This is a genomic window from Algibacter ulvanivorans (genome assembly GCF_048381495.1).
Classification (GTDB): Bacteria; Bacteroidota; Bacteroidia; order Flavobacteriales; family Flavobacteriaceae; genus Algibacter_B; species Algibacter_B ulvanivorans.
Map to the genome: position 1 here is coordinate 288619 of NZ_JBLWGD010000002.1, position 24192 is coordinate 312810.

Genomic DNA, 24192 nt, shown 5'->3' on the forward strand with positions numbered 1-24192 from the left:
TGAGGTAATAGATTTAATTTGTTATTGAATTTAAGTAAGGTTAAAAAAAGTGTTGAACAAAAGCGTTAAATATTTAATTGATAATAAGCAAGTCATAGTTTTTGTTATATTTTTCTTAACAATTTTTGGAATACTAACTTCTCCTTTTAGTTCTAAAAATGCTCTTTTATCAAATTATAAGCTTTCGGTAGATGCCATTCCAGATTTAGGAGAAAATCAACAAATTGTTATTACAGAGTGGGGAGGTCAATCACCAGAAGATATTGAAGATCAAATTACATTTCCTCTTACCTCTAATTTATTAGGAATACCAGGAGTAAAGTCGGTGAGAAGTAATTCCATGTTAGGTGTTTCAATGATTTATATCATTTTTCAAGATGATATTGATTTTTATTGGTCGCGATCTAGGATTGTTGAAAAATTAAACGCTATTCCTTACAACCTTTTACCAAAAGGTGTGCAACCAAAATTAGGGCCTAATGCTACTGCTTTAGGTCAGGTTTTTTGGTATACACTTGAAGGAAGAGATCCTAATGGCGAAGTTACTGGAGGATGGAATTTAGAAGAACTTCGTACTATTCAGGATTTTTACGTTAAAAATAGTTTAAATGCCATTTTAGGTGTTTCAGAAGTTACTTCTATTGGAGGGTTTGTTAAGGAATATCAAATTGATGTAGATCCAGAATTGATGCATCAATGGGGTGTTACTCTAGAGCAAGTTGTTGTAGCAATAAAGAATAATAATCGAGATGTTGGAGCTCAAACTATTGAAATTAATAAAGCTGAATATTTTGTTCGTGGTTTAGGTTATATTAAATCTATTAAAGATATTGAAAATGCTAGTATTTTGTCCAATGATTTTACTCCTATACGAATTAAAGATGTAGCAAAGGTAATAATGGGACCTGCCCCACGCCGAGGTGTTTTAGATAAGGGAGGTGCAGAAGTTGTGGGAGGTGTTGTAACGGTGGCAAATGGAGAAAATCCAATGGATGTTACTAATAGTATTAAAGAAAAAATAAAAAAAATAAGTATTGGCTTACCAGAGAAAATGCTTAGTGATGGTACAATATCTAAGTTAGAAATTATTCCTTTTTATGATCGTTCAAAACTAATTAAAGCCACTTTAAATACATTGAGTACCGCATTGTGGTTAGAAGTTTTAATAACCATAATTGTGGTTGTTATTATGCTTCGAAATTTAAAAGTAGCTTTTTTAATATCTGGGTTATTACCATTAACAATTTTAACAGTTTTTATTATAATGAAACTGTTTAGTATCGAAGCAAATATCGTTGCGCTTTCAGGAATTGCAATAGCTATAGGAACTATAGTAGATATGGGTATTATATTATCTGAAAATATTATTAGATATCAACAAAAACATCCGAAAATGTCTATTAAGAGTATTGTAATAAATGCAACTAAAGAGGTGTCAGGGGCTATTATTGCTGCAGGATTAACAACAATAATAAGCTTTATTCCTGTATTTACATTAACTGGAGTTGAAGGGAAATTATTTATACCTTTAGCTTTTACTAAAACTGTAGCATTATTTTCGGCAGTATTGATAACCTTATTTATAATACCTCCATTAGCTTCTGTTGTATTGAAGAAGAATATTAGGAGTAAAAAGTTCATTTCAGAAATTTGTGTGTCTATTTTAGGGGTAATAGCATTGTTTTTAGGATTTTGGGTTGGAGGTCTATTTTTATTTTTTGGACTATTAGCAATAGCTTTATATAAAAAACAAATAAATACTTACCAATATAAAATTATGACACTTGGTAATGTAATATTAATGGTTGCTTTATTGTTAGCAATGCATTGGCGTCCTTTAGGTTTTAGTATTAGTTGGTTTGGAAACTTGTTATTCGTTGTTTTTCTTCTAATATTAATTTTGCTCCCTTTTTATGTTTTTATTAGATATTATCATAAAATATTGAGTTGGGTTTTGGAACATAAAAAAATTTCAATTAGTATACCTTTATTAGCAGTTTTTTTTGGGTTCTTTATTTTTCTTAATTCCGGAGAAGAATTTATGCCTAGACTGGAAGAGGGTGACTTCCTTTTGATGCCTACTTCATTACCTCATGCTGGTGTTTCAGAAAACATTGAAATACTTAAAAAGTTGGATGTAGCAGTTGCAACGCTTCCAGAAATAGAATATGTTGTTGGAAAAGCGGGAAGAACTTCTTCGGCATTAGACCCTGCACCAATGTCTATGTTTGAGAATTTAATTTCTTATAAATCAGAATATATTTTGGATGAAGATAACAATCCAATAAAGTTTAAAGTCAATGAGAAAGGAGAATTTGAAACTAAATCGGGAATAGCAGTTCTTCCTGGGTCTGGCATAAAAACTAGAGAATTGATAGTAGATGAATCAGGTGAATATTTCAGAAATTGGAGGAATCACATTAAAAATGAAGATGATATTTGGAAAGAAATCACAAAAGTAACACAATTACCTGGAGTTACATCTGCTCCTAAACTTCAACCTATCGAAACTAGATTGGTTATGTTACAAACCGGAATGCGAAGCCCTTTAGGAATAAAAATAAAAGGACAAAATTTAAAAGATGTAGAAACATTTGGGTTAGAGTTAGAAAGAATTTTAAAAAGAACTAAAGGGGTTAAAGCAAGGTCAGTTTTTGCAGATAGAGTCACAGGTAAGCCATATCTTTTATTTGATATAGATCGAGATAAAATAGCAAGGTATGGTTTATCTGTAGAGAAAATACAAAGTATAATAGAGGTTGCTGTAGGTGGTAAAATAATTTCAAAAACAATAGAAAACAGAGAGAGTTACGGAATTCGAGTAAGGTATCCTCGAGAACTTAGAAATTCTCCTAAAGATTTAGAAAAAATTTATATTGATTTGCCAAATAAGACATCAGTTCCTATAAGTAATTTTGTTACAATTCTCTACAAAAAAGGGCCACAAAGTATAAAAAGTGAAGATGGTTTTCTTGTTAGTTATGTAATTTTTGATAAAGTAGACAATTTATCTGAAGTTTCATGTGTAACTAAAGCTAAACAAGAAATAAACAAACAAATTAAAGCTGGTAATTTAGAGATTCCAAGCGGAGTAAATTATGAGTTTAGTGGTACTTATCAAGACCATTTGCATGCTCAAAAAACACTTAGTTTTATTATTCCTGTTTGTTTCTTAATTATTCTACTTGTACTTTATTTTCAATTTAAGTCTATTACAACATCATTAATTGTATTTTCTGGTGTTCTAGTAGCATTTGCTGGAGGTTTTATATTAATTTGGTTTTATGGACAATCTTGGTTCATGAATTTTAATTTCTTAAGTGTTAATTTTAGAGAATTATTCCACATAGATACTATAAATTTAAGTGTTGCTGTTTGGGTTGGATTTATAGCTTTGTTCGGTATTGCTACTGATGATGGAGTTATTATGGCGACTTATTTAAAGCAAGCTTTTGAAAAACAAACAAACCAGAATATCTCTGAAATTAGAGCAATTGTTATTAAAGCAGGCAAAAAGCGTTTACGTCCATGTTTAATGACAACTGCAACAACTATTTTAGCTTTATTACCTATTTTAACCGCTTCAGGTAAAGGTGCTAGCATAATGTTACCAATGGCTATACCTTGTTTAGGAGGTATGTTAATGGCATTAATTACATTATTTGTTGTTCCTTTATTATTCTGTTGGAAAAAAGAATTGAGTTATAACCGATTAAGAACAAAATAAAAATGACACGGAAAATAGTAACATATGTAGTTGTTTTATTAATAGGGGTACTTTTGGGATATCTGTTTTTTGGATTATCTGATTCAGCAGTTTCTTATCAAAAACAAACCGTATTAGGTAGTAAAGGAAGTTGGACCTGTTCAATGCACCCAAAAATTCAAAAAGATAATGAAGGTAAATGCCCTTTATGTGCGATGAATTTAATTTATGTTTCAAAACAGAATACTTTACTTTCAGATTCTCAGTTTAAAATGTCAAAAGATGCTATATCTTTAGCAAATATAGAAACTACTACTATAGGTTCAAGTATAGTAAAAGATGCTATAATAAAGCTATCTGGAAAAATAAAAACGAATCAACAAACCGATGGTGTGCAAACTTCTTTATTTAATGGAAGAGTAGAGCGGTTTTATTCAAACTATGTCGGAAAGAAGGTTTTTAAAGGACAAAAATTAGGAGTAATCTATTCACCAGAATTATATTCAGCTCAAGATGAGCTTTTAAGTTCATTAAAATATAGAAAAACACATAAAAATTTATTTACTGAAGCAAGAAACGCAGATGGTCTTTGGAAAGTTTCAGATGCAGAAATAGATTTGATGCTTGCTAAAAAAAAGCCAATGTTTAACTTCAATTTATACGCTGATGTTTCAGGAACAATTACAGAGACATTTGTTAAAGAAGGCAAATTTTACAAAGAAGGACAAATCTTATTTAAAACTTCAGATCTTCGAACAGTTTGGGGGATTTTTGATTGTTATGAAAACCAATTAAAAGGTGTGAAAATTGGTGATAACATCCAAGTTTTAGTAAAAGGTTTAAATCCAAACATAATAAATTGTAAAGTAGATTTTATAGAGCCTATAATTGATGACGTAAAGCGTACTATGGCTCTTCGTGTTATTATGGATAATAAAGAAGGTTTGTTAAAACCAGGTATGCTTATATCTGCTATATTAAATTTAGATGTCTTAGATAACAAAACAATAAGAGTACCAAAATCAGCTGTTTTATGGACAGGAAAACGCTCTATAGTTTATAAAAAAATATTTAATAATGAAGAACCTATTTTTGAAATGGTAGAAGTAGAGCTAGGGCAAGAAATAGGAGATTATTATGAGATTACAGAAGGAGTGTCTATGGGTGATGTAATAGTAGTCCAAGGTGTATTTACTATTGATGCAACAGCTGAACTTAGTGGAAAAAGATCAATGATGTCTATCAATACTATTCAGGCTAATAATATAAATTCTGATACCAACTTAATGAAAAAGAGGTTAGATGTGGCAGTATCAAAAATCAATTTAAGTAATAGCTCTAAAGATAATTTTCTAACAGTATTAGAATATTACATTAAGCTAAAAGATGCTTTAATTAAATCAGATTTCGATAATGCAAACAAAAAATCAATAGCATTAGAAAATAAGATAAAAAGTATGTTAGAGTTAGAAAATCATCAAACGAAAGAACTTAATACTCTTAAATTAAATTTAAATAAAATAACTAATGCCAAGACTATAAAAGAACAAAGAAGGGCTTTTAAATTTTTATCTAAGAATATGGTTTCCATCACATCAAAAATAAGTAATTTAACAACTAGAGTGTTTGTTCAATATTGTGATTGTGTTGATGATTTCACAGGAGGGAGTTGGTTAAGTTTTGATAGTAAAATTTTAAACCCATATTTTGGTAATGCAATGCTTGGTTGTGGTAGAGTAGAGCAAGTACTTAATTAACTTTATATTTTAATTATTTAATTTTTTTTATTATGCACGCATAATAAATTATTGATTATATTTGCTAAAATCAATTTTAAGTCATGACTACTAAACTTACCCAACTTTTAAATATTAAATACCCAATAATTCAAGCCCCCATGTTTTTGGTTTCTAACGTTAGTATGGTTAATGAGGCCATGTGTGGAGGAATTGCAGGTTGTATTCCAGCATTAAATTATAGAACACTAGATGAATTACGAACCGCATTACGCGAATTAAAAGCCGTAAAGCCAGAAGGAGGGTCTTTTGGTTTTAATTTAATTGTAAACAAATCGAATGTTAAGTATAAAGGACAGTTAGAAGTAATTTGCGAAGAAGGTTGCGATTTTATAATTACATCTTTAGGAAGCCCAGAAGAAACTATAAACCAAGCACATAAAGCAGGCATTAAAGTGTTTTGTGATGTAACCGATTTAAAATTTGCTAAAAAAGTAGAAGGTTTAGGAGCCGATGCCATTATTGCTGTAAATAATGAAGCTGGTGGCCATCGAGGTAATGTATCGCCAGAAGCCTTAATAAAAGAGTTAAGTACTCATTGTAATATCCCAGTTATATCTGCAGGAGGAGTTGGGTGTAAGACCGATATTGATAATATGTTAAGTTATGGTGCCGAAGGCGTATCTGTAGGAAGTCCTTTTATAGCCTCTACAGAAGCAGCAGTTACAGAAGAGTATAAGCAAGCTTGTGTTGATTATGGCGCAAAGGATATTGTTATGACAGAGCGTATTTCTGGTACACCTTGTACAGTAATTAACACCCCTTATGTGCAAAAAATAGGTACAAAGCAAACATGGTTAGAGTCTGTTTTAAATAAAAACAGGAAGCTTAAAAAATGGGTTAAAATGATTCGTTTTTCAATAGGTATGAAAGCCACAGAAAAAGCAGCTACAAAAGCTACCTATAAAACGGTTTGGGTAGCTGGACCAAGTATAGAGCACACAAAAAAAATATTACCAACAAAAGAGATTATAAATCGTTTGGTAAGTTAATTTACTTTGTTTTATCACTAAATTTGGCTTGTAATAAAGTTTTGTGATATGAAAATAGAAAATGAGTCTCAGCTTCGAGAATTATACGGATATCCTAAAGGGCGAGCAAAAGATAAAGTGCTTAGTTATATTGAAAAACACGCCTTAAACTTTATAGGAAAGTCTCCATTTTTAACACTAGCTACATCTAATAAAACAGGAAAAATGGATGCCTCGCCAAGAGGAGGCATTCCAGGTTTTGTTAAAGTTATAAATGTAAATACGCTTGTAATACCTGATGCTAAAGGAAATAATAGGGTAGATAGTATTTGTAATATTATTGAAACTGCTAGAATAGGTTTACTGTTTTTTATTCCAGGTATAGATGAAACTTTACGCATTAATGGTAGTGCTTATTTATCTACAAACACCGAGTATATAACGTTGTTTAATAATGAGCAAAATCCTCCAAAAGCTTGTATTATAGTGTCTGTAGAAGAAGCATTTTTACATTGTGCAAAAGCGTTTATGCGCTCAAATTTATGGGATGCATCTGCACAAATTGATAGGGATTTGTTTCCAACAATGGGGCAAATGCTTAAAGATCAATTAGGCACACATGAAACTCCAGAAACTAGAGCAGCCATGATAAAACGCTATAATAAAGATTTGTAATTATTTAATAGGAATGTAAAATTCTGTTTTTAGTTTTTCTTCGGCAACTCGGTCTGGGTGGCTTATGTAACGTTCTCGTGTTGGTTCTTCACGAAGTTCGTACTCGCTATTTAAAAGCCAATCATTAAAAATGTAATTATAAACATCGGCAAAATTTTTGTACGAGCCTTGGTATAAAAACATAGCAAATTTTCCTCCTTTTAAAGTTTTTACTCCAATATCTCCAACAGGTTTAGCATTTTTATGAATTATTAAACAAGCATCATACCTTATTTTTTCTTCATCGGTAACCTTAGGGTCGTCGTGTGGTAAGCCTATCATTTGTATGCCTTTTGTAAAAAGTTTTTGAACTTTTACTTGCCCCCAAAGTTTTTCCCAAGCACTAGCATAATTTAAGGTTTGGTAAGCTCCATGCATACGATAATATAAGCATAGTTTATCATTTTCTTCTATAATTTTAGCTTTCTTAATATTTAAAGTCGTTTTCATAATGTTTGTTTTTTGAAATGTGTATGATTTGTTTTTTCTATATTCTGAAGGTGAAATTTTAAAATGATTTTTAAATGCTTTTGATAGAGACGAAGGCGTTTCAAAACCAACACGGTAAGCAATAACTTCAATATTATCAGTCGAGTATCTAATCATTTTGGCAGCAGTTTCTAATCGTGTTCTAGCAATATATGCGCCTATAGGTTCGCCTAATAAAGCTCTTGTAATTCTATGAAAATGAAAAGGAGAAAAATTAGAAAATTCTGATAAAGTTTTAATATCTATCTTATTGTCTAAATTATTATGAATATACTCCAGAATAACAGCTAAACGCTCTTTATAAAATACTTTATTTGTCTTTTCTGATTTCATATATTATAATTAGATGTCTCAAAAATAGATATAAATTAAATCTAAGACTTTTCCATTCTTGCTGACTTATTATTATTTTTATAAAGTATTTAAAAATATTGTCCCCATAAGTTTTTGGAAGACGTCTTAATAGTATAAACAAATAAATTTTAAAGATTATGAAAAATTTTATGATGATTTTTGTTGGTAAAGAATATGCCGACTTAGGGCTATCTCCAGAAAACATGCAAGGCAGAATGGAAAAATGGTTTGCTTGGGGAGACAAAATGGAAAAGGCAGGAATACTTAGAGGAGGAGAAGCATTAACACCTCAAATAAGACGAATAACTGGCGAAAATAGAACGGTTACCGATTTAACCTCTGCAGAAGTTAAAGAGATAATAGGAGGCTACTATTTAATTACCGCAAACAACTTTGATGAAGTTCAAGAGATTGCTAAAGATTTTCCAGATTACGATCTAGGGAATACTGTAGAAATTAGAGAAGTTATGGTTTTCGATCAATAATGGAGCACAAACTCATAGACCATCTGTTTCGCCATCATAGTGGAAAGATGGTCTCTGTTTTAATTCGAATATTTGGATTATCTAATTTAGATATTATTGAAGATGCTGTTCAAGATACATTTATAAAAGCAAGTATTGTTTGGCGAACTAAACGACCTGAAAATCCAGAAGCATGGCTTACACAAGCTGCTAAAAATAGAGTCGTTGATATTTTTAGAAAGCTTCAAACTGAAAAGCGAAATAGTCCTCATTTATCTCAAGGAATTCATACCATAGCAATACATGAACTTTTCTTAGATGACGAAATTGATGACGCGCAATTACGAATGATTTTTACTGCATGTCATCCAAGTTTAAGTGCAAAAGTTAGAATTGCATTTGCGTTAAAAACGGTTTCTGGTTTTAGTAGTAAAGAAATAGCATCGGCGCTTTTAACAAAAGAAGAGACCATAAAAAAGCGTTTAACTCGAGCACGTCAATCTATTCAAGTCAACAAAATTAAATTTAGTATTCCGCAAGGCAAAACTTTAAAAGCACGTTTGTCTAGTGTTCTTGAAGTGTTATACCTTATTTTTAATGAAGGATTTCATTCTAATTCTAAAAAAAATCTAGTAAGAAGTGATTTGTGTGGAGAAGCCATGCGCTTGTGCCAATTAGTTATTAAGCACAAACAAATGGGAACTCCAGATGCATATGCATTATTCGCGCTTATGTGTTTTCATTCTTCACGATTAAATGCTAAAATTAACTCAAATAACGAAATCTTAGATTTAAAGCAACAAGATAGAAGCCAATGGCATTTTCCGCTTATAAAATTAGGAAACTCAATGATGAATAAAGCTGTTGAAACAGATCAATTCTCAAGTTATCATTTTGAAGCAGCTATTGCTGGAGAACATATGCGCTCAGGAAGCTTTGAAGATACAAATTGGGATAAAATACGGGATTGGTATGAAGCATTATATAAAATTAATCCAATGCCTTCGTACGTGTTGACGCTTGCTGTAATATCTATTCAAGTTGAAGATTATAGTAATGCAAAAGTGTATTTTAATAAATTAAATCCTGAAGATTTGCAACAAAGAATATATTTATATTACGGAGCGAAAGCAGATTATTATGCTGCTACCAATAATTTTAAAAAGGCAATTATATTTATTGATAAAGCATTAGAAACTGTAATTAATTTATCAGAAAAAGAATATCTTCAAAAGAAAAAAGAAAAATTAATTGACAGATTAAAACTTATCTAAGAGTTTAGGTTTTAATTCTGGCCACTCTTCTTTTAAAATACCATAACAGCATGTACTACGTTTAAAACCATCAAGCATTAAAGTGTCTTTGCGTAAAATACCTTCAAGCGTACCGCCAATTTTTTCAACGGCTTTTCTAGAGGCTATATTTCTTTCGTCAATTCTAAACTCTACTTTATCAAAATTTAAAGTTTCAAAAGCATATTGAAGCATTAAAAATTTCATGTTTGTATTTAATCCTGTGCCTTGAAACGATTTACCAATCCATGTCCAACCAATATGTAAAACTTTATTGTGCCAATGTATAAGTCCAAAGCGGGTACAACCAGCATATGCATTGGTTTGTTTATCAAAAATTATAAAAGGTATAGCAGTTTTATGGTTATAGGCATTTATAGCCGTTTGTACATATGTTTTTAAACTATTAGGTGTATTAATTTTATTGGGTGAGTATTGTATTAAATTATCTTGTTTGGCAATTTCTAAAAGATGTATGTAATTCTCTAAATTTAAAGGAGAAAGTTTAACACGATTGTTTTCAAGGGTTGGTGTTTTAAGCATTTATACTAGGTTGTTTATTAAATTTATATTAACTTCATGTTTACCATCAAATAATTCAATATTTAAATTATTACTAAATAGTTCTGAAGCTTTTTTAGTTTCGCTTTTTAAACGCGCTTCAGTTATATATTCATCTTTATTACCACAAATTAAAGTGACTTTGGCTTTTAAAAAAGAAAAATCATCAGTTTGTAATTCTTTAGGAATACCGCCAGAATGTAAAATTAATTGAGCACATTGTAATTGGCGTTTTGCAACATAGCGCATTGCCACACTTACACCTTGCGAGTACCCAAACACAATTAAATTTATATTTTCTGGAATTTTTTCGGCTTTAAAAACAGCATCAAAATTACGCATAACATTCTCGGTATCTTTAATCGTGTTTTCTTTAGTAAGCCAACTGGAACCAACATGTTTAAAACCGGGTTGTATGTAATATTTACTAGCCGCTTGTGGGGCAATAATATAATTTTCGGTAGCATTTAATCCTTTAAAATATTTTAAAAAATACCGACTTAAATACCCCATGCCATGGCAAACAAACCAAATATTTTTGGTAGCGTTAGTAAGTGTGTTTAAAGTCGAGTAGGTATTGGTTATGGTATACGATATTTCTTTTTCTTCTAAACTCATTTACGCTTATGTTTTGTACTTTTGTTAGCAATTTTAAAAATACATTAAATCTATGCAAATATCTAAAAAAGACCTCTTAGAAAAATTTAAAGTTATGGCAAAAAACACGTTGTTAGAAACTTTAAATATTGAAATGGTTGATTTTGGAGACGATTTTTTAATTTTAAAAATGCCGGTAAACTCCAGAGTGCATCAACCAGATGGCGTTTTACATGGCGGCGCTACAGTAGCCTTAGCCGAAACTACGGGTAGTTTTGCAGCCCAATTGTTTTTAGAAACTAACAATTTTTTTGTTCGCGGAATAGAAATTAGTGCAAACCATGTAAAGAGTATACGCGAGGGTAATGTATTTGCTAAAGCTATCTTTATACATAAAGGAAGAACAACCCAATTATTCGAAATTCGTGTTACAGATGATCATGATAATTTAATTTCGTTATGTAAATTAACCACTATTTCGTTACCTAAAAAATAAGAATGACTTCAAACAATTTTTTCGAGTGTATTGAAGCGCATTATAAAAATAAGCTTCCTTTTGTTGTATATAGTAAACCTAATAATGATGAGATTTGTGCGCGTTTACAACAAGACTCTAGTTTAAATTATGCAACAACTTTTACCGAAAGTGGTTTTGTGTTTTCGCCATTTGATGATATTAATAAAACCGTTTTAATTTCAGAAGATAAATCAAAATATATAACCTGTGCTGCGTTTAACACATCACTCGAAAAAAATGTAGAAAACATTCAGCTTAATTCAGATTTAAGTAAAGCTAAAGCTTTTCATATTAATTTAGTAAAACAAGGAATACATTCTATTAAAACCTCGAGCTTAAAAAAAGTAGTACTATCAAGACAAGAAACGTTAAGCTTATCTCAAACAAATCCCATATTAATTTTTAAAAGTCTTTTAAAAGCTTATAAATTGGCATTTGTATATTGTTGGTATCATCCAAAAGTTGGGTTATGGCTAGGAGCAACCCCAGAAACATTAATAAAAATTGAAGGCCCTAAGTTTTCGATAATGGCATTGGCAGGTACACAAGATTATAACGGTAGTTTGAATGTGGTTTGGCAAAATAAAGAAAAACAAGAACAACAGTTTGTAACAGATTTTATAATTAACAACTTAAAACCCTCGGTAGAAAATTTTAAAGTATCGGATACCGAAACAGTTAGAGCAGGAAATTTAGTGCATTTAAAAACTATAATTTCGGCACAGCTAAAAGAAAAAGCATCGTTAAAGCATATCGTCGAGGCTTTGCATCCAACACCAGCAGTTTGTGGCGTACCAAAGCAAATAGCAAAGCAATTTATATTAAAGCATGAAAATTACAATCGCGAGTTTTATACCGGATTTTTAGGCGAATTAAATAATGAAAAAACAATTGCTCCACGTACAAGTAAGCGTAATATTGAAAACAGAGCTTATGCAATAAAACGAAAAAGCACTCAGCTTTATGTTAATTTAAGGTGCATGCAACTTAAAGATAAAGAAGCCATTATTTATGTTGGAGGCGGAATTACCAAAAGTTCTAATGCCAATAGTGAGTGGGAAGAAACCGTATCAAAATCATTAGTAATTAAAAACGTTTTATAATTTTTTTAGCCTGTTTTTAAGTATTTTTGAGCATAGAAAAAGATTACATGACTTACCCAAAAATTCCACTAGCACAAACCGTAATTCAGCTTTGTAAAGCCAAAGGCATAAAACACATTGTAATTTCTCCAGGAAGTAGAAACGCACCTTTAACTATAGGTTTTACGCATGATAGTTTTTTTAAGTGTTACAGTATTGTTGATGAGCGTTGTGCTGCTTTTTTTGCTTTAGGTATAGCACAACAATTGCAAGAACCCACCGCTGTAGTTTGTACTTCTGGAAGTGCATTGTTAAATTATTATCCAGCAATATCTGAAGCTTTTTTTAGTAATATTCCACTAGTAATTTTATCTGCAGACAGACCAAAACACCTTGTTGGAATTGGTGATGGGCAAACCATTAACCAGAAAAATGTATTTGAAAACCATATTTTATATTCTGCAAATTTAAAACTAGATATAAAAGATGAAAAACAAGTGCCAAGCCATGAAGAACTTCCAATTTTTAAAAACTTAGAAGATAAGTTTGAACGCTTATTAGGTTTACAAAAAGACATACAAACACATAATGAAGAAGAAATTAATACTGCCATTAATTTAGCAAACTACAAAAATGGCCCTGTGCATATTAATATTCCGTTTGATGAACCCTTATACGAAACAGTTGATAAACTTAGTGTTTCTCCTAAGGCAAAAGAAACAAATGTAAAATCTGAAGATATAGAAGATTATTTATTACAATCTTGCTTTGAAGATTGGAATGAGTCCTCAAAAAAAATGATATTAGTTGGGGTTAATGGGCCAAACTTAGTAGAACAAAAATATTTAGATGAACTAGCCGAAGACGATAGTATAATTGTGCTTACCGAAACAACATCAAATATACATCATCCAAGTTTTTTTTCAAGTATAGATAAATTAATAGCACCGCTTACACATGAAGAAAAAAAACAACTACAACCCGATATTTTAATAACCTTTGGAGGGCTAATAGTATCAAAAAAAATTAAGCAGTTTTTACGAAAATACCAGCCAAAGCAGCATTGGCACATAGATTCTAAAATAGCAAACGATACGTTTTTCTGTTTAAATAATCATTTTAAAAAAACGCCAAACCAATTTTTCGAAGCCTTTTTACCTAGAGTTACACATTATGTAAAAAGCAATTATAAGCTTACATGGACAGCAGTAAAGCAGCACAGAATAAAAAAGCACAAAGCATATTTAGAACAAATTCCGTTTTCAGATTTTAAAGTATTTAGTAATGTTATAAAAACAATTCCTAAAAACTATATATTGCAATCTGGAAATAGCTCAGCAATTCGTTACACACAATTATTTAAAATAAATAAAAGTATAGACGTATTTTGTAATAGAGGCACAAGTGGTATAGATGGAAGTACATCTACAGCCATTGGTTGTGCAGTTGCTAATAATAAACCTACAGTTTTAATAACTGGCGATTTAAGTTTTTTTTACGATAGTAATGCCTTATGGAATAATTATATTCCTAAAAACTTTAGAATTATTGTAGTAAATAATCAAGGCGGTGGTATTTTTAGAATTCTGCCAGGACATAAAAACACCGATAATTTTGATACTTTTTTTGAAACAAACCATAATTTAACAGCAAAGCCTTTATGCGATATGTATGGCTTTAAATACGAATCTGCTAATAACGAAGCTAACCTGAAAACAATTTTAAATACTTTTTACTTAAATGAAGATAAACCAAAATTGTTAGAAATTTTTACTCCTAAACGTATAAACGATGAGGTACTTTTAAACTACTTTGAGTTTATTAAGTAACATGTGACTTGTCTAGTTTTGTTGTGTCTAAAAAATAGTTATCTTTAGAACGGTTATCAATTTAAAATTATTTTCTAACACATTAAACGAAATCATTATGAGTAAAAGAGATGAGCTTATTGCAAAATATGCTGCAGATTTAAAAGACAAATGCGGAGTAAACGCAGATATGGATTTATTAACTAAAGTAACAATTGGTTGTGGACCATCAATTTACAATGCAGATGCTTCAACAGTTTCTGGTTCTGACGAGTCTGAGTTAGCTACCGTAAAAAACAACTTTTTAATTAAAAAATTGGGTTTAAGTGATAGTGCTAAGTTAGATGAAGGCATAGCATCTGTAATGGAAACCTATGGTAAATCTAACCGTAACAAATACAGAGCAGTAGTTTATTATTTACTTACTAAACATTTTGGAAAAGAGTCTGTTTACTAGTAATTAGTCTATATAAAACATTAAAACGTTACTTGTTAGTAACGTTTTTTTTTGCTGAAAATAAATGTGAAATATATTAAAACTAGGGTGGTTTTAAGCTTAACTTAACATATAAAAAATGTTACCTTTGTGGCATGATTAAATTAGGAGAAATAAATACATTAGAAATACTTCGAGAAACCGACCATGGAGTTTATTTAATTGATAATGAAGATAACCAAGTGTTATTACCAAATAGATATGTGCCAAAAGATTTTAAAATTTGGGATAAACTTGATGTGTTTGTGTATTTAGATAATGAAGAACGCCCAGTAGCAACTACAGATATGCCATATATTAAGCGTGGCGAATTTGCATTGTTAAGATGTAATCAAGTTACAGATTATGGAGCCTTTTTAGATTGGGGCTTGGTAAAAGAGCTATTTTGCCCTTTTAAAGAACAAGCATTTAAAATGAAACCAGGCGGATGGTATCTAGTGCATTGTTATTTAGACTCTAAAACCGAAAGATTAGTGGCTTCAAGTAAAACTAATCGTTTTTTAGATAATAAAGAACTTACTGTGAAAGCTTTTGAAACGGTAGATTTAATAGTGTCCCATCCATCCGATATTGGAATGAATGTTATTGTAAATAAAAAACACATGGGGCTTATTTACAAAGACAGTATTTTTAAAGATTTAAGTATTGGCGATAAAATTAAAGGCTTTGTTAAAAAAATACGACCAGGTAATAAACTTGATATAACCTTAGGTAAGGTTGGATATAGAAATATTGAGCCTAATGCCGATAAAATTATGCTACACTTACAAGACAATAGTGGTTTTTTAAATTTAACCGATAAATCTACTCCAGAGGCAATTAAGGACCAGCTACAAATGAGTAAAAAGAACTTTAAAAAAGCTATAGGTACGTTGTATAAAAAACGTTTAATTAATATAAAACCAGACGGTATTTATTTAGTTTAAAGTAAATGAACTACGCTTTATTATTTTGTTATTAACACCGTTAAAGGCTTCATTAATGGTGTCGTAATCTACTTTTTCCGAAATGCAAAAATCGTTTTCCATTTCTGCATTCATTTTACTACCCAAATCATGACCAACCACACCATAAGCATATAGGTTTTTTGCTTTTTTTCTAAATAAAGGTGTTTCAATTAGGTTTACAGAGTACGAATTAATTCTGTTAGCTACCACACCGTAAGGCGTAGAGTTTCCAAAGTAAGAATTAAGTTCGTTAATAATTAAAGAAGCGTTACTCATATCAAAATGTACACCTTCGTTAAGTTCTACAACAGCTAGGTGTTTAAAAAAGAATATGTTGCCCAAACGACTTTCTACAGATTTTATAATTTGATTAGAAAAATCAGACTCTATTATTTTCATTTTAAATTCAAATTTATACCCCGTTGCTCTAGGTAGATTTAAGTTTGTTTTGCTAAACTTTTGTTTATGTGACACATATAAGTTAAATAAGTCACTTTTTTTATTAAAAAAACGCCCGCAAAGATACTGTACATAAGTAAAGTATATATGTTAATTTTTATTTAGTTATAATTATTATGAAAAATGTTGTTGTATTAAAGAGAATATCATTAATTGTATGCTTGTTGGTTTATATTCATATCATATAAGCATTTTTTTTCTTGTTTTGTTATGTTTTATTCATCTAATTACTCGATAAATAAATCTTCATTTTTGTTAATTTTATATATAATAGGGGTATTTAAAACCTTATTACGGTGTTTTGTAATATAAGTTGTTACATATATCATTTACTAATTAGTATTTTTGTGGCATGATAAATCAAGATACTATAGTCGCATTGGCAACGCCATCGGGAGCTGGTGCAATAGCAGTAATTAGACTCTCAGGGAAAGATGCTATAGCAATAGCAGATTCGTGTTTTAAATCGGTTGTTTCTAATAAATTATTGTGTAATCAAAAAACGCATACCATTCATTTAGGGCATATTATAGATTCAGGACGCACCATTGATGAGGTACTAGTATCTGTTTTTAAAAACCCTAATTCTTATACAGGAGAAGATGTTGTAGAGGTGTCTTGCCATGGTTCAAATTACATTCAACAAGAAATTATACAATTGTTTGTTAGAAAAGGATGTAGAATGGCTACTGCAGGCGAATTTACTTTACGAGCTTTTTTAAATGCTAAATTAGATTTATCGCAAGCCGAAGCGGTAGCCGATTTAATTTCTAGTGACAATGAAGCATCTCATCAAATAGCAATGCAGCAAATGCGGGGAGGTTTTTCATCTGAAATTGCCAAACTTCGCGAAGAACTTTTAAACTTTGCTTCTTTAATAGAGTTAGAACTCGATTTTGCTGAAGAAGATGTTGAATTTGCAGACAGAACCCAATTTAAAGAGCTAATAGAGCGTATAAGGTTTGTATTAAAACGCTTAATAGATAGTTTTGCTGTAGGTAATGTAATTAAAAACGGAATACCTGTGGCTATTGTAGGTGAGCCTAATGTAGGGAAATCTACACTTTTAAATGCATTGCTTAATGAAGAACGAGCTATAGTTTCGGATATTGCTGGTACGACCAGAGATACTATAGAAGACGAAATAAGTATAGGAGGTGTAGGTTTTAGATTTATAGATACCGCTGGTATTCGTGATACTAAAGATGTGGTAGAAAGTATAGGTATAAAAAAGACGTTTGAAAAAATAGAACAGGCTCAAGTTGTTGTATATCTTTTTGATGCCGCAGATTTTAAAACCAATAGTTCGAAATTTAAAGTTGAAATAGAAAAAATTAAAAATAAGTATCCGCAAAAACCACTTTTAATAATAGCTAATAAAATTGATACGCTTACAGAAGAAGAAGTTCAATTTTTAGATAATGAACTAGCTATGATTTCTAATATAAGTGAAAGGTCTTATGGGCAGTTACTATCAGCAAAGAAAAATATTGGAGTAGAGGAGCTTAAAAATAACCTTTTAAGCTTTGTAAATACAGGAGCATTAAGAAATAATGATACTATTGTAACTAATTCTAGACATTACGATTCGTTATTAAATGCTTTTGAAGAGATTGAAAAAGTTAAACATGGTTTAGAGTCTGGTTTGTCTGGCGATTTAATGGCTATAGATATTCGTCAAGCTCTATATTATTTTGGTGAAATTACAGGTGAAATTACTAATGATGATTTATTAGGTAACATATTTGCTAATTTTTGTATCGGGAAGTAATTTTTTAATAAAAAAACTTAGTTGCTTCTAAAAATAGAAAAGAGGCTTTATTAGCCTCTTTTCTGGAATTAACTAAAACAAAATGAGTTTAAAAAGTAGTTTCGCCCTCATTTGGATTATACACATAATTAAACGTATAGTATTGTGAGTCTTTATCTGTATCTGAGTCTTTATAATAGCTCAAAATTTCAAATTTAGCATACTTGCCATTATTCGTTTTAACAACAATAATTTTTCCTGTTATAGGAGAAATTAAATGATTACTTGGATTATAATCATACCAACCATTTCCAGAACCAGTAGTTATAGCTAAACCATTAGTAGAGTCGTCTTGTTTTAACAAAGAAGTGTTAACATTTTCAACACCACTTAAGGATCCATTTGTGATGTAAATTTCTGCATTTCCAGTTCTTGCGGGTTGATCGTCTGCAGTAGCCGAACCTCCATTTACCAAAATAGTAGTTCCTCTAAAGGCAACATCCCAATTATCTGTAGTTGTAGTGCTACCAGTTTCAAATGAGAACCTCACATAGTCACCCGAAACTGTAGGAGGATTAGTTGAGTAATCTGATGTTTGCTCTGCTTGCAGGTTAACCACTTGCATAGACTCTACAGGTAATAGCTTTGGGGCGTCATCATCGCTACAAGAGAACATTATTATTGATAGTATTGCTAATGATAAAAATTTAAAAGATTTCATAATATATATAATTAAAAATTAAAATTAAGTTTTGCATAAAAAAGTCTTCCCGAAATATTGCTAATATTTTGGGTGTCTTTAAACCCAAAAACATTATCAACACCAATTCCAAGCACATAATTTTTATAAAATGTTTTATTAATAGCTATATCCCATATGGTATAGCCTTCAACAAACTCATCGTATTTATCTAAATATAAGTTGTTGTTACTGTCAAAAAGACCATATTTACTTCTATAAGTTCCTCTTAAATTGGTGTTGAATTTAAGCTTAGGGCTTGTATAGGAAAGTTTAATATTTGCCATATGCCTAGATCTATTATATAACCAAGAGGTAACTGTAGAAGCAGGTGCTTTTATGGCTTATACGATTGAGTATAAAGGTAGTATTACTAATAATAGAGGATTAAATGCTAGAACAGATGATGTGGGGATCTATGCTCCAAAAATTAAAAACTTTATCTATATGACTCAAGATCAAGATGGCTTTTCTTATACAGAAGAATTAATTGAGTACTCAAAATAAGGTAGTCACAACATGAAAATAATTCAAATTAATAAGTTTCTGTTTTTTCTGCTGCTAGTAGTGTTGTCATCTTGTAATTCTATAAAAGAAGAACAGCAAGAAGAAAGAATTGTAAATAGAGAAGGAAAAGAATACTTGGTGCAAGATTCTTTATTAATCACCACACGAGATGGTGCAAAAATATCAGCCATCGTTGTTAGAAAAAAAGCTAATACAAAGCCACAACCAGTTATATTATTCCATACAATATATACGCGTAAAGATGATATTAATAGAGCCTTTGAAGCAGCCGATAAAGGTTATGTAGGAATCGTGTCTTATACTAGAGGAAAAAACTTAAGTCCAGATAAAATAGTGCCATATAAGCATGAAGGCAACGATGTTTACGATGTTATTGATTGGATTACAAAACAAACATGGAGCAATGATGAAGTTGGTATGTATGGCGGTAGTTATGTAGGTTTTGTACAATGGGCTTCAATGAAAGAAAAGGTGCATCCTGCTTTAAAAACTATTGTACCATCAGTAGCTGCGGCACCTGGTATTGCTGAGCCTATGGAAAATGGGGTGTATTTAAATTTTCATTATCCTTGGTGGCATTATGTAACCAATAATAAAACGTTGGATACGGTTTCTTACTTCAACGGAAAGCGTTGGAATGATTTGAATTTCGATTTTTATAATAAAGGCATCGCTTATAATAAATTAGACAGTTTAGATGGCACACCAAATCCAGGATTCAATCAAAAATTAAAGCACCCAACATTTGATGACTATTGGAAAGGTATGTCCTTGTATAAAGAAGATTTTTCGAGAATAAATATTCCAATTTTAAGTACAACAGGGTATTATGATGGCGGACAATTTGGTGCGATGTACTATTTGAAGTCACATTATAAATTCAATAAAAATGCGGAGCATTATCTTGTAATTGGGCCATATTCTCATTTTGGAGCGCAAGAGCTTCCTGAAAAGGATATTTTAGGATATACCATAGATCCAGTAGCGCAGATAAATATTAAAAACATCATCTTTGATTGGTTTGATTACATCTTTAAAGGCGCTGAAAAACCAGCATTATTAAAAGATAAAATCAATTATCAAGTAATGGGAGCTAATACATGGAAACATGCGTCATCATTAGATAAAATTGCTTCTGAATCATTAAGATTTTATTTTAACAAACAACGTTCTGGTGTTGCTTTTAAATCAACTTACAATACAGGAAACTTAGGAATTAATAAACATTTTAGCTTGTCAAACAACCCTGATTCAACAGCGTATTTAGAGCAAAAGATTGATTTTGCGGATCGTAGTCAGTACTCTTGGAGTTTAAGTGGTGATAGAAACATAGTAACAGAAACATTAACTGTAGGAGAAGGATTTTCTTTTGCAACTGAACCCTTTGAAGAAGATGTAGAATTGAGTGGTTCTGTGACAGGAATATTGAATGTATCCATCAATAAAAAGGATTTCGATTTAAACGTTTTAGTCTACGAACAAACAGCAGATGGTGAATTCTTTAGTTTAACAATTCCTTTTACAACCAGAGCAAGCTTGTCTAAAGATATTGCAAAAAGAAACTTGCTTATACCTAATGCGAAGACTTCAATACCTATTAATAATTTCAGAATGACAAGTAAGAAAATAAAAAAGGGTAGTAGAATAGTGGTTATGCTCAATGGCATTAAACATCCTTTTGCACAAATTAATTACGGCACAGGAAAAGACGTGAGCCAAGAAACAATTGTTGACGCTAAAGAACCATTAATTATTAAATGGTATAATGACAGTTTTATCAATATCCCGATTAATAAGTACTGATTTTAAAAACAGAACTTTTGCACCATAGCTTTAAAATAGTTTTGTAAAACAATAAATCAAGTAAGTCATCAATCAAATGAAACGCTTAAAATGAATCTATTAAAAATAAGGCAATCTCATTTTTTTTGTTAATTGTTTTGATATTGTCTTTTAGTGCGTATACGGTTAAAGAAAACAGTACAAGAACTAATAGACTATTACATAGAGAAGATGTTTATCTTGGTCAAAAGCCACCAGGTTTAATCCCTAAGTTATTTGCGCCTGATATAATTAGAACGGAATATAGAGAAGCAACCGTAGCTTTCATGTCTAATTTAAAAGAATTATATTATTGTAGAAGAGGAGGTGAGCATAAAAATAATGCCATGGTTGTTGGTACTGTTTCATCAAGAGGTTACAACTTTCAAAATATTATTTAATTAGAATCTATAATAATAGTTTGTATAAATACATTGACAATGAAAAATCACACACTAAAAACCTTAGCATTTATACTATTAATTTCTTTAAACGCTTGTAAAACTAATAAGCAGAATTCAGTCAATAATGATTCCCTTATTAATGTAGAAAAGGATCATTGGTACATGTCATATAATAGTTCAACAAAGGAGAGATTCATTCCCGTTGAACTTTTTACTGGGGAAAAATGGGATGGAAAGCATGAATTAATCCTAAAAGAGGTTTCTGCCTCTACCACTTCTTGTGACTCTGTTACTGGAAAGCGATGCACTACTTATAAGATTACCGGGCCTTTCAAAACAGAAAAAAATGACACTAAAATTGAATGGGCTGGTAATGAAATTTCCTATTATCGAAGAACATATAATACCCAAAGCGGAGGGAATGTTGAATCTTTTTTTACTATTAATGAATCAAAAGATGGTCTAGTAAGAATTTATGATAATAGAAAACAATGGGGTACAAGAACTTATGATGGATTAGGAAGTAAATTCCCGCTTGGTTATTGGAAGCAAGGCGAAGTGCGGACTTATCCCTCTGGAAGACCAACTAGAATTGAAATAATAGAACTAAATGGACCAAATAATTGCCTTACTTTTCGATGGACAGTTGGACAAGGAAAAGGAAGAAATTCTGATAATATTTACACTTTTTGTCCTGAACGCGGCTTAACATATTTTCGTCATAATAATTAATAATATACAGGTGAAAAATTAAGTCCCTACAGAATTTTGTGTTTATGAAGAACTATTTAATAAACCAAACACAAAATATTTTATAGTTTAATAAAAGACAGAATTAACCTATTTGTTATCATAAAGTAACAATTCATCATCAAGAAATAACAGTTCGTAAATATTAGTAAAATCATTTATAAATAGTTTATAAATTTACAACTTCAAAAAGCAAATAAATAATGAAAAATCTTCTTCTTCTGTTATACATCGCTCTTTTTTTTATAGGAATTTCCTGTGCTAACAAAGACCAAGCTAAAAAGTCAAATCAACAATCATCAAAACCTTTAAACTTTATAGCAACGCTAGATTCGGTTTGGACTATGGAACAAATTCCTATTAGAAAACGAGACTCTGTTATGCGTATTCATGGTGACGATTCAGAATTGTTTAAAAAATACCAAGCCATCTACAAGAAAAATCATATCATAAACGAAAAGAAAGTACGATACATTTTAGATACCTACGGTTGGCCAACTAAAGCTATGGCAGGTGAAGATGGTAATTGGACCATTTGTAATGTATTGCAACATTCTAGTATTGATGTGAGAGTGAAATATTTACCAATGATGGAACAAGCTGTAAAAGATAAAAAGCTAGAACCGCGTTTTTTAGTTAGAGCAGCTGATAGAATTGCTACAGACAATAATGAACTTCAAATTTATGGCGGACAAGTTAAATATTACCCAGAAACAAAAAGTTTTAATCTGTGGCCTATAAAAGATCCCGCTAATGTCAATAAAATAAGGGCAGAAATAGGTATGAATTCTATTGAAGAGTTTTTAAAGCAAAAGCGAGTGCCTTTAGAGTGGAATGTAGAAGAACAAATAAAAAGAACTGAAGCGTTTATTGAAGCAAAACGTCAAAATATTAAACAAAAATAGTAAATGAGCAATCTTAATACATGCTTTAGAGAATTTCCCCAGCCTAATATAATTTCTGTAAATAATGTTCAGCTAGAAGTTTTTGAAGCTGGAACAGAAAATAAAAATCCAATGGTGCTTTGTCATGGTTTTCCTGAGCACGCGTATTCATGGCGTTATCAAATTTCAGCCTTTGCCGAAGCTGGTTATCATGTTATAGTTCCAAATCAAAGAGGCTATGGCAATTCTTCTTGCCCTGCAGAAGTCTCAGAATACGATATAAAACATTTAACGAACGATTTAGTTGCATTGCTAGATTATTACGGCTACAAAAATGCTGTTTTTGTTGGTCATGATTGGGGCGCCAATGTCGTTTGGAACCTTGCTCTTTTGCATCCAGAACGCGTAAATAAAGTCATAAATCTTGCATTACCTTATCAAGAAAGAGGCGAAAAACCTTGGCTAGAGGTTATGGAAACCTTTTTTGAAGACGATTTTTATTTTGTGCATTTTAATAAGCAACCAGGAGTTGCAGATGCTGTGTTAGAAGAAAACACTAAAAACTTCCTTAGTAATTTATTTCGTAAAAATGTACCACTTACGCCACCAGAACCAGGTATGTTAATGATTAATCTTGCTAAAGCAAAACATCCACTAGGTGAACCTATTATGTCTGAAGACGATTTATCAGTCTTTATAAAAGCTTTTAAAAATTCAGGGTTTACAGGTGCAATAAACTGGTACAGAAACCTAGATTGTAATTGGCATGTAATGGCAGATGTTGTACCAAAAATAGAACATCCAACATTAATGATATATGGCGAGAAAGATATGATTCCAAAATCTGAAACATTAAAAGAATTTGCACTAAATTTAGATGTGTTTAGTCTATATTGTGGCCATCACATTCAGCAAGAAAAACCAGAAGAAACTAATAAGCTAATATTAGATTGGTTAAAATAGCACCATAGTTGTGAATAATATTTTACGGAAATAATGTCGAGGTAGAAACTTTTATTTCCGTAAAATAAAATTAATCAGGTAATCAATCTTTATTCTTTTT

Annotated in this window: 24 protein-coding genes; 18 read left to right on the forward strand and 6 right to left on the reverse strand. The window is 30.9% G+C overall.

Annotated elements, in window-relative coordinates; genetic code table 11:
* Positions 1-49 precede the first annotated feature (49 nt).
* The 4 genes from ACNG5D_RS06840 to ACNG5D_RS06855 all read left to right on the forward strand — a co-directional run bounded on the left by ACNG5D_RS06840 (position 50) and on the right by ACNG5D_RS06855 (position 7148).
* On the forward strand, positions 50-3727 hold the full coding sequence (locus ACNG5D_RS06840) for an efflux RND transporter permease subunit (RefSeq protein WP_418182752.1): 3678 nt from the start codon (positions 50-52) through the stop codon (positions 3725-3727).
* 2 nt (positions 3728-3729) lie between these two features.
* Positions 3730-5463 carry an efflux RND transporter periplasmic adaptor subunit gene (locus ACNG5D_RS06845; RefSeq protein WP_418182753.1) on the forward strand — a complete coding sequence of 578 codons (1734 nt, stop codon included), beginning with the start codon at positions 3730-3732 and terminating at the stop codon, positions 5461-5463.
* Between the two features lie 83 nt (positions 5464-5546).
* Positions 5547-6494, forward strand: coding sequence for an NAD(P)H-dependent flavin oxidoreductase (locus ACNG5D_RS06850; RefSeq protein WP_418182754.1), 948 nt, complete (start codon positions 5547-5549; stop codon positions 6492-6494).
* Positions 6495-6542: 48 nt separating this feature from the next.
* Positions 6543-7148, forward strand: coding sequence for an MSMEG_1061 family FMN-dependent PPOX-type flavoprotein (locus ACNG5D_RS06855; protein WP_418182755.1), 606 nt, complete (start codon positions 6543-6545; stop codon positions 7146-7148).
* Here the strand turns inward: ACNG5D_RS06855 and ACNG5D_RS06860 are convergent, their stop codons facing one another.
* Positions 7149-8009 (reverse strand): AraC family transcriptional regulator, encoded by an 861-nt coding sequence (locus ACNG5D_RS06860; RefSeq protein WP_418182756.1) that lies wholly within the window; start codon positions 8007-8009, stop codon positions 7149-7151. It abuts the gene before it with no gap.
* Between the two features lie 158 nt (positions 8010-8167).
* Here ACNG5D_RS06860 and ACNG5D_RS06865 point away from each other — a divergent pair, with 158 nt between their 5' ends.
* Positions 8168-8515: a YciI family protein gene (locus ACNG5D_RS06865; protein WP_418182757.1), complete on the forward strand. Its 348-nt coding sequence runs from the start codon at positions 8168-8170 to the stop codon at positions 8513-8515.
* A complete protein-coding gene (locus ACNG5D_RS06870; protein ID WP_418182758.1) occupies positions 8515-9768 on the forward strand; it encodes an RNA polymerase sigma factor in 1254 nt (417 codons plus the stop codon). Before ACNG5D_RS06865 ends, ACNG5D_RS06870 begins: the two co-directional genes overlap by 1 nt.
* Here the strand turns inward: ACNG5D_RS06870 and ACNG5D_RS06875 are convergent.
* Together ACNG5D_RS06875 and ACNG5D_RS06880 are read right to left on the reverse strand one after the other, a co-directional pair.
* Positions 9754-10329, reverse strand: coding sequence for a GNAT family N-acetyltransferase (locus ACNG5D_RS06875; RefSeq protein WP_418182759.1), 576 nt, complete (start codon positions 10327-10329; stop codon positions 9754-9756). The genes ACNG5D_RS06870 and ACNG5D_RS06875 overlap by 15 nt on opposite strands.
* A complete protein-coding gene (locus tag ACNG5D_RS06880) occupies positions 10330-10965 on the reverse strand; it encodes an alpha/beta hydrolase (protein WP_418182760.1) in 636 nt (211 codons plus the stop codon).
* Positions 10966-11017: 52 nt separating this feature from the next.
* On the opposite strand from ACNG5D_RS06880, the gene ACNG5D_RS06885 reads away from it, so the two are divergent.
* The 5 genes from ACNG5D_RS06885 (at position 11018) to ACNG5D_RS06905 (ending at position 15773) form a co-directional block, all read left to right on the forward strand.
* Complete coding sequence (locus ACNG5D_RS06885) at positions 11018-11440, forward strand: PaaI family thioesterase (protein ID WP_418182761.1); 423 nt, start codon at positions 11018-11020, stop codon at positions 11438-11440.
* A 2-nt stretch (positions 11441-11442) separates the two neighbouring features.
* Positions 11443-12564: a chorismate-binding protein gene (locus ACNG5D_RS06890; protein WP_418182762.1), complete on the forward strand. Its 1122-nt coding sequence runs from the start codon at positions 11443-11445 to the stop codon at positions 12562-12564.
* A gap of 47 nt (positions 12565-12611) precedes the next feature.
* On the forward strand, positions 12612-14372 hold the full coding sequence (gene menD, locus ACNG5D_RS06895) for a 2-succinyl-5-enolpyruvyl-6-hydroxy-3-cyclohexene-1-carboxylate synthase (RefSeq protein WP_418182763.1): 1761 nt from the start codon (positions 12612-12614) through the stop codon (positions 14370-14372).
* 97 nt (positions 14373-14469) lie between these two features.
* On the forward strand, positions 14470-14808 hold the full coding sequence (locus ACNG5D_RS06900) for a DUF2853 family protein (RefSeq protein WP_418182764.1): 339 nt from the start codon (positions 14470-14472) through the stop codon (positions 14806-14808).
* 134 nt (positions 14809-14942) lie between these two features.
* Complete coding sequence (locus ACNG5D_RS06905; RefSeq protein ID WP_418182765.1) at positions 14943-15773, forward strand: CvfB family protein; 831 nt, start codon at positions 14943-14945, stop codon at positions 15771-15773.
* On the opposite strand, the gene ACNG5D_RS06910 is transcribed toward ACNG5D_RS06905, so the two are convergent.
* On the reverse strand, positions 15765-16193 hold the full coding sequence (locus tag ACNG5D_RS06910) for a hypothetical protein (protein WP_418182766.1): 429 nt from the start codon (positions 16191-16193) through the stop codon (positions 15765-15767). The two genes, ACNG5D_RS06905 and ACNG5D_RS06910, sit on opposite strands and share 9 nt — an antisense overlap.
* 412 nt (positions 16194-16605) lie before the next feature.
* Between ACNG5D_RS06910 and mnmE the strand changes: the two genes are divergently transcribed.
* Positions 16606-18024 (forward strand): tRNA uridine-5-carboxymethylaminomethyl(34) synthesis GTPase MnmE, encoded by a 1419-nt coding sequence (gene mnmE / locus ACNG5D_RS06915; protein ID WP_418182767.1) that lies wholly within the window; start codon positions 16606-16608, stop codon positions 18022-18024.
* Between the two features lie 88 nt (positions 18025-18112).
* On the opposite strand, the gene ACNG5D_RS06920 is transcribed toward mnmE, so the two are convergent.
* Positions 18113-18724 carry an HmuY family protein gene (locus tag ACNG5D_RS06920; RefSeq protein WP_418182768.1) on the reverse strand — a complete coding sequence of 204 codons (612 nt, stop codon included), beginning with the start codon at positions 18722-18724 and terminating at the stop codon, positions 18113-18115.
* Between the two features lie 11 nt (positions 18725-18735).
* A complete protein-coding gene (locus tag ACNG5D_RS06925) occupies positions 18736-19029 on the reverse strand; it encodes a hypothetical protein (RefSeq protein ID WP_418182769.1) in 294 nt (97 codons plus the stop codon).
* A 52-nt stretch (positions 19030-19081) separates the two neighbouring features.
* Here ACNG5D_RS06925 and ACNG5D_RS06930 point away from each other — a divergent pair, with 52 nt between their 5' ends.
* The 6 genes from ACNG5D_RS06930 to ACNG5D_RS06955 all read left to right on the forward strand — a co-directional run bounded on the left by ACNG5D_RS06930 (position 19082) and on the right by ACNG5D_RS06955 (position 24092).
* Entirely contained in the window at positions 19082-19249 is a 168-nt protein-coding gene (locus tag ACNG5D_RS06930; protein ID WP_418182770.1) for a hypothetical protein, read from the forward strand.
* A 60-nt stretch (positions 19250-19309) separates the two neighbouring features.
* Positions 19310-21073 carry a CocE/NonD family hydrolase gene (locus tag ACNG5D_RS06935; protein ID WP_418182771.1) on the forward strand — a complete coding sequence of 588 codons (1764 nt, stop codon included), beginning with the start codon at positions 19310-19312 and terminating at the stop codon, positions 21071-21073.
* A gap of 143 nt (positions 21074-21216) precedes the next feature.
* Positions 21217-21492, forward strand: a complete 276-nt coding sequence (locus ACNG5D_RS06940) for a hypothetical protein (protein WP_418182772.1) — start codon at positions 21217-21219, stop codon at positions 21490-21492.
* 39 nt (positions 21493-21531) lie between these two features.
* Entirely contained in the window at positions 21532-22227 is a 696-nt protein-coding gene (locus ACNG5D_RS06945) for a hypothetical protein (RefSeq protein ID WP_418182773.1), read from the forward strand.
* 221 nt (positions 22228-22448) lie between these two features.
* The gene (locus ACNG5D_RS06950; protein WP_418182774.1) at positions 22449-23150 is read left to right on the forward strand and encodes a DUF6624 domain-containing protein; all 702 of its coding nucleotides are present in this window, start codon (positions 22449-22451) and stop codon (positions 23148-23150) included.
* Positions 23151-23153: 3 nt separating this feature from the next.
* A complete protein-coding gene (locus tag ACNG5D_RS06955) occupies positions 23154-24092 on the forward strand; it encodes an alpha/beta fold hydrolase (RefSeq protein WP_418182775.1) in 939 nt (312 codons plus the stop codon).
* Positions 24093-24192: the final 100 nt, after the last annotated feature.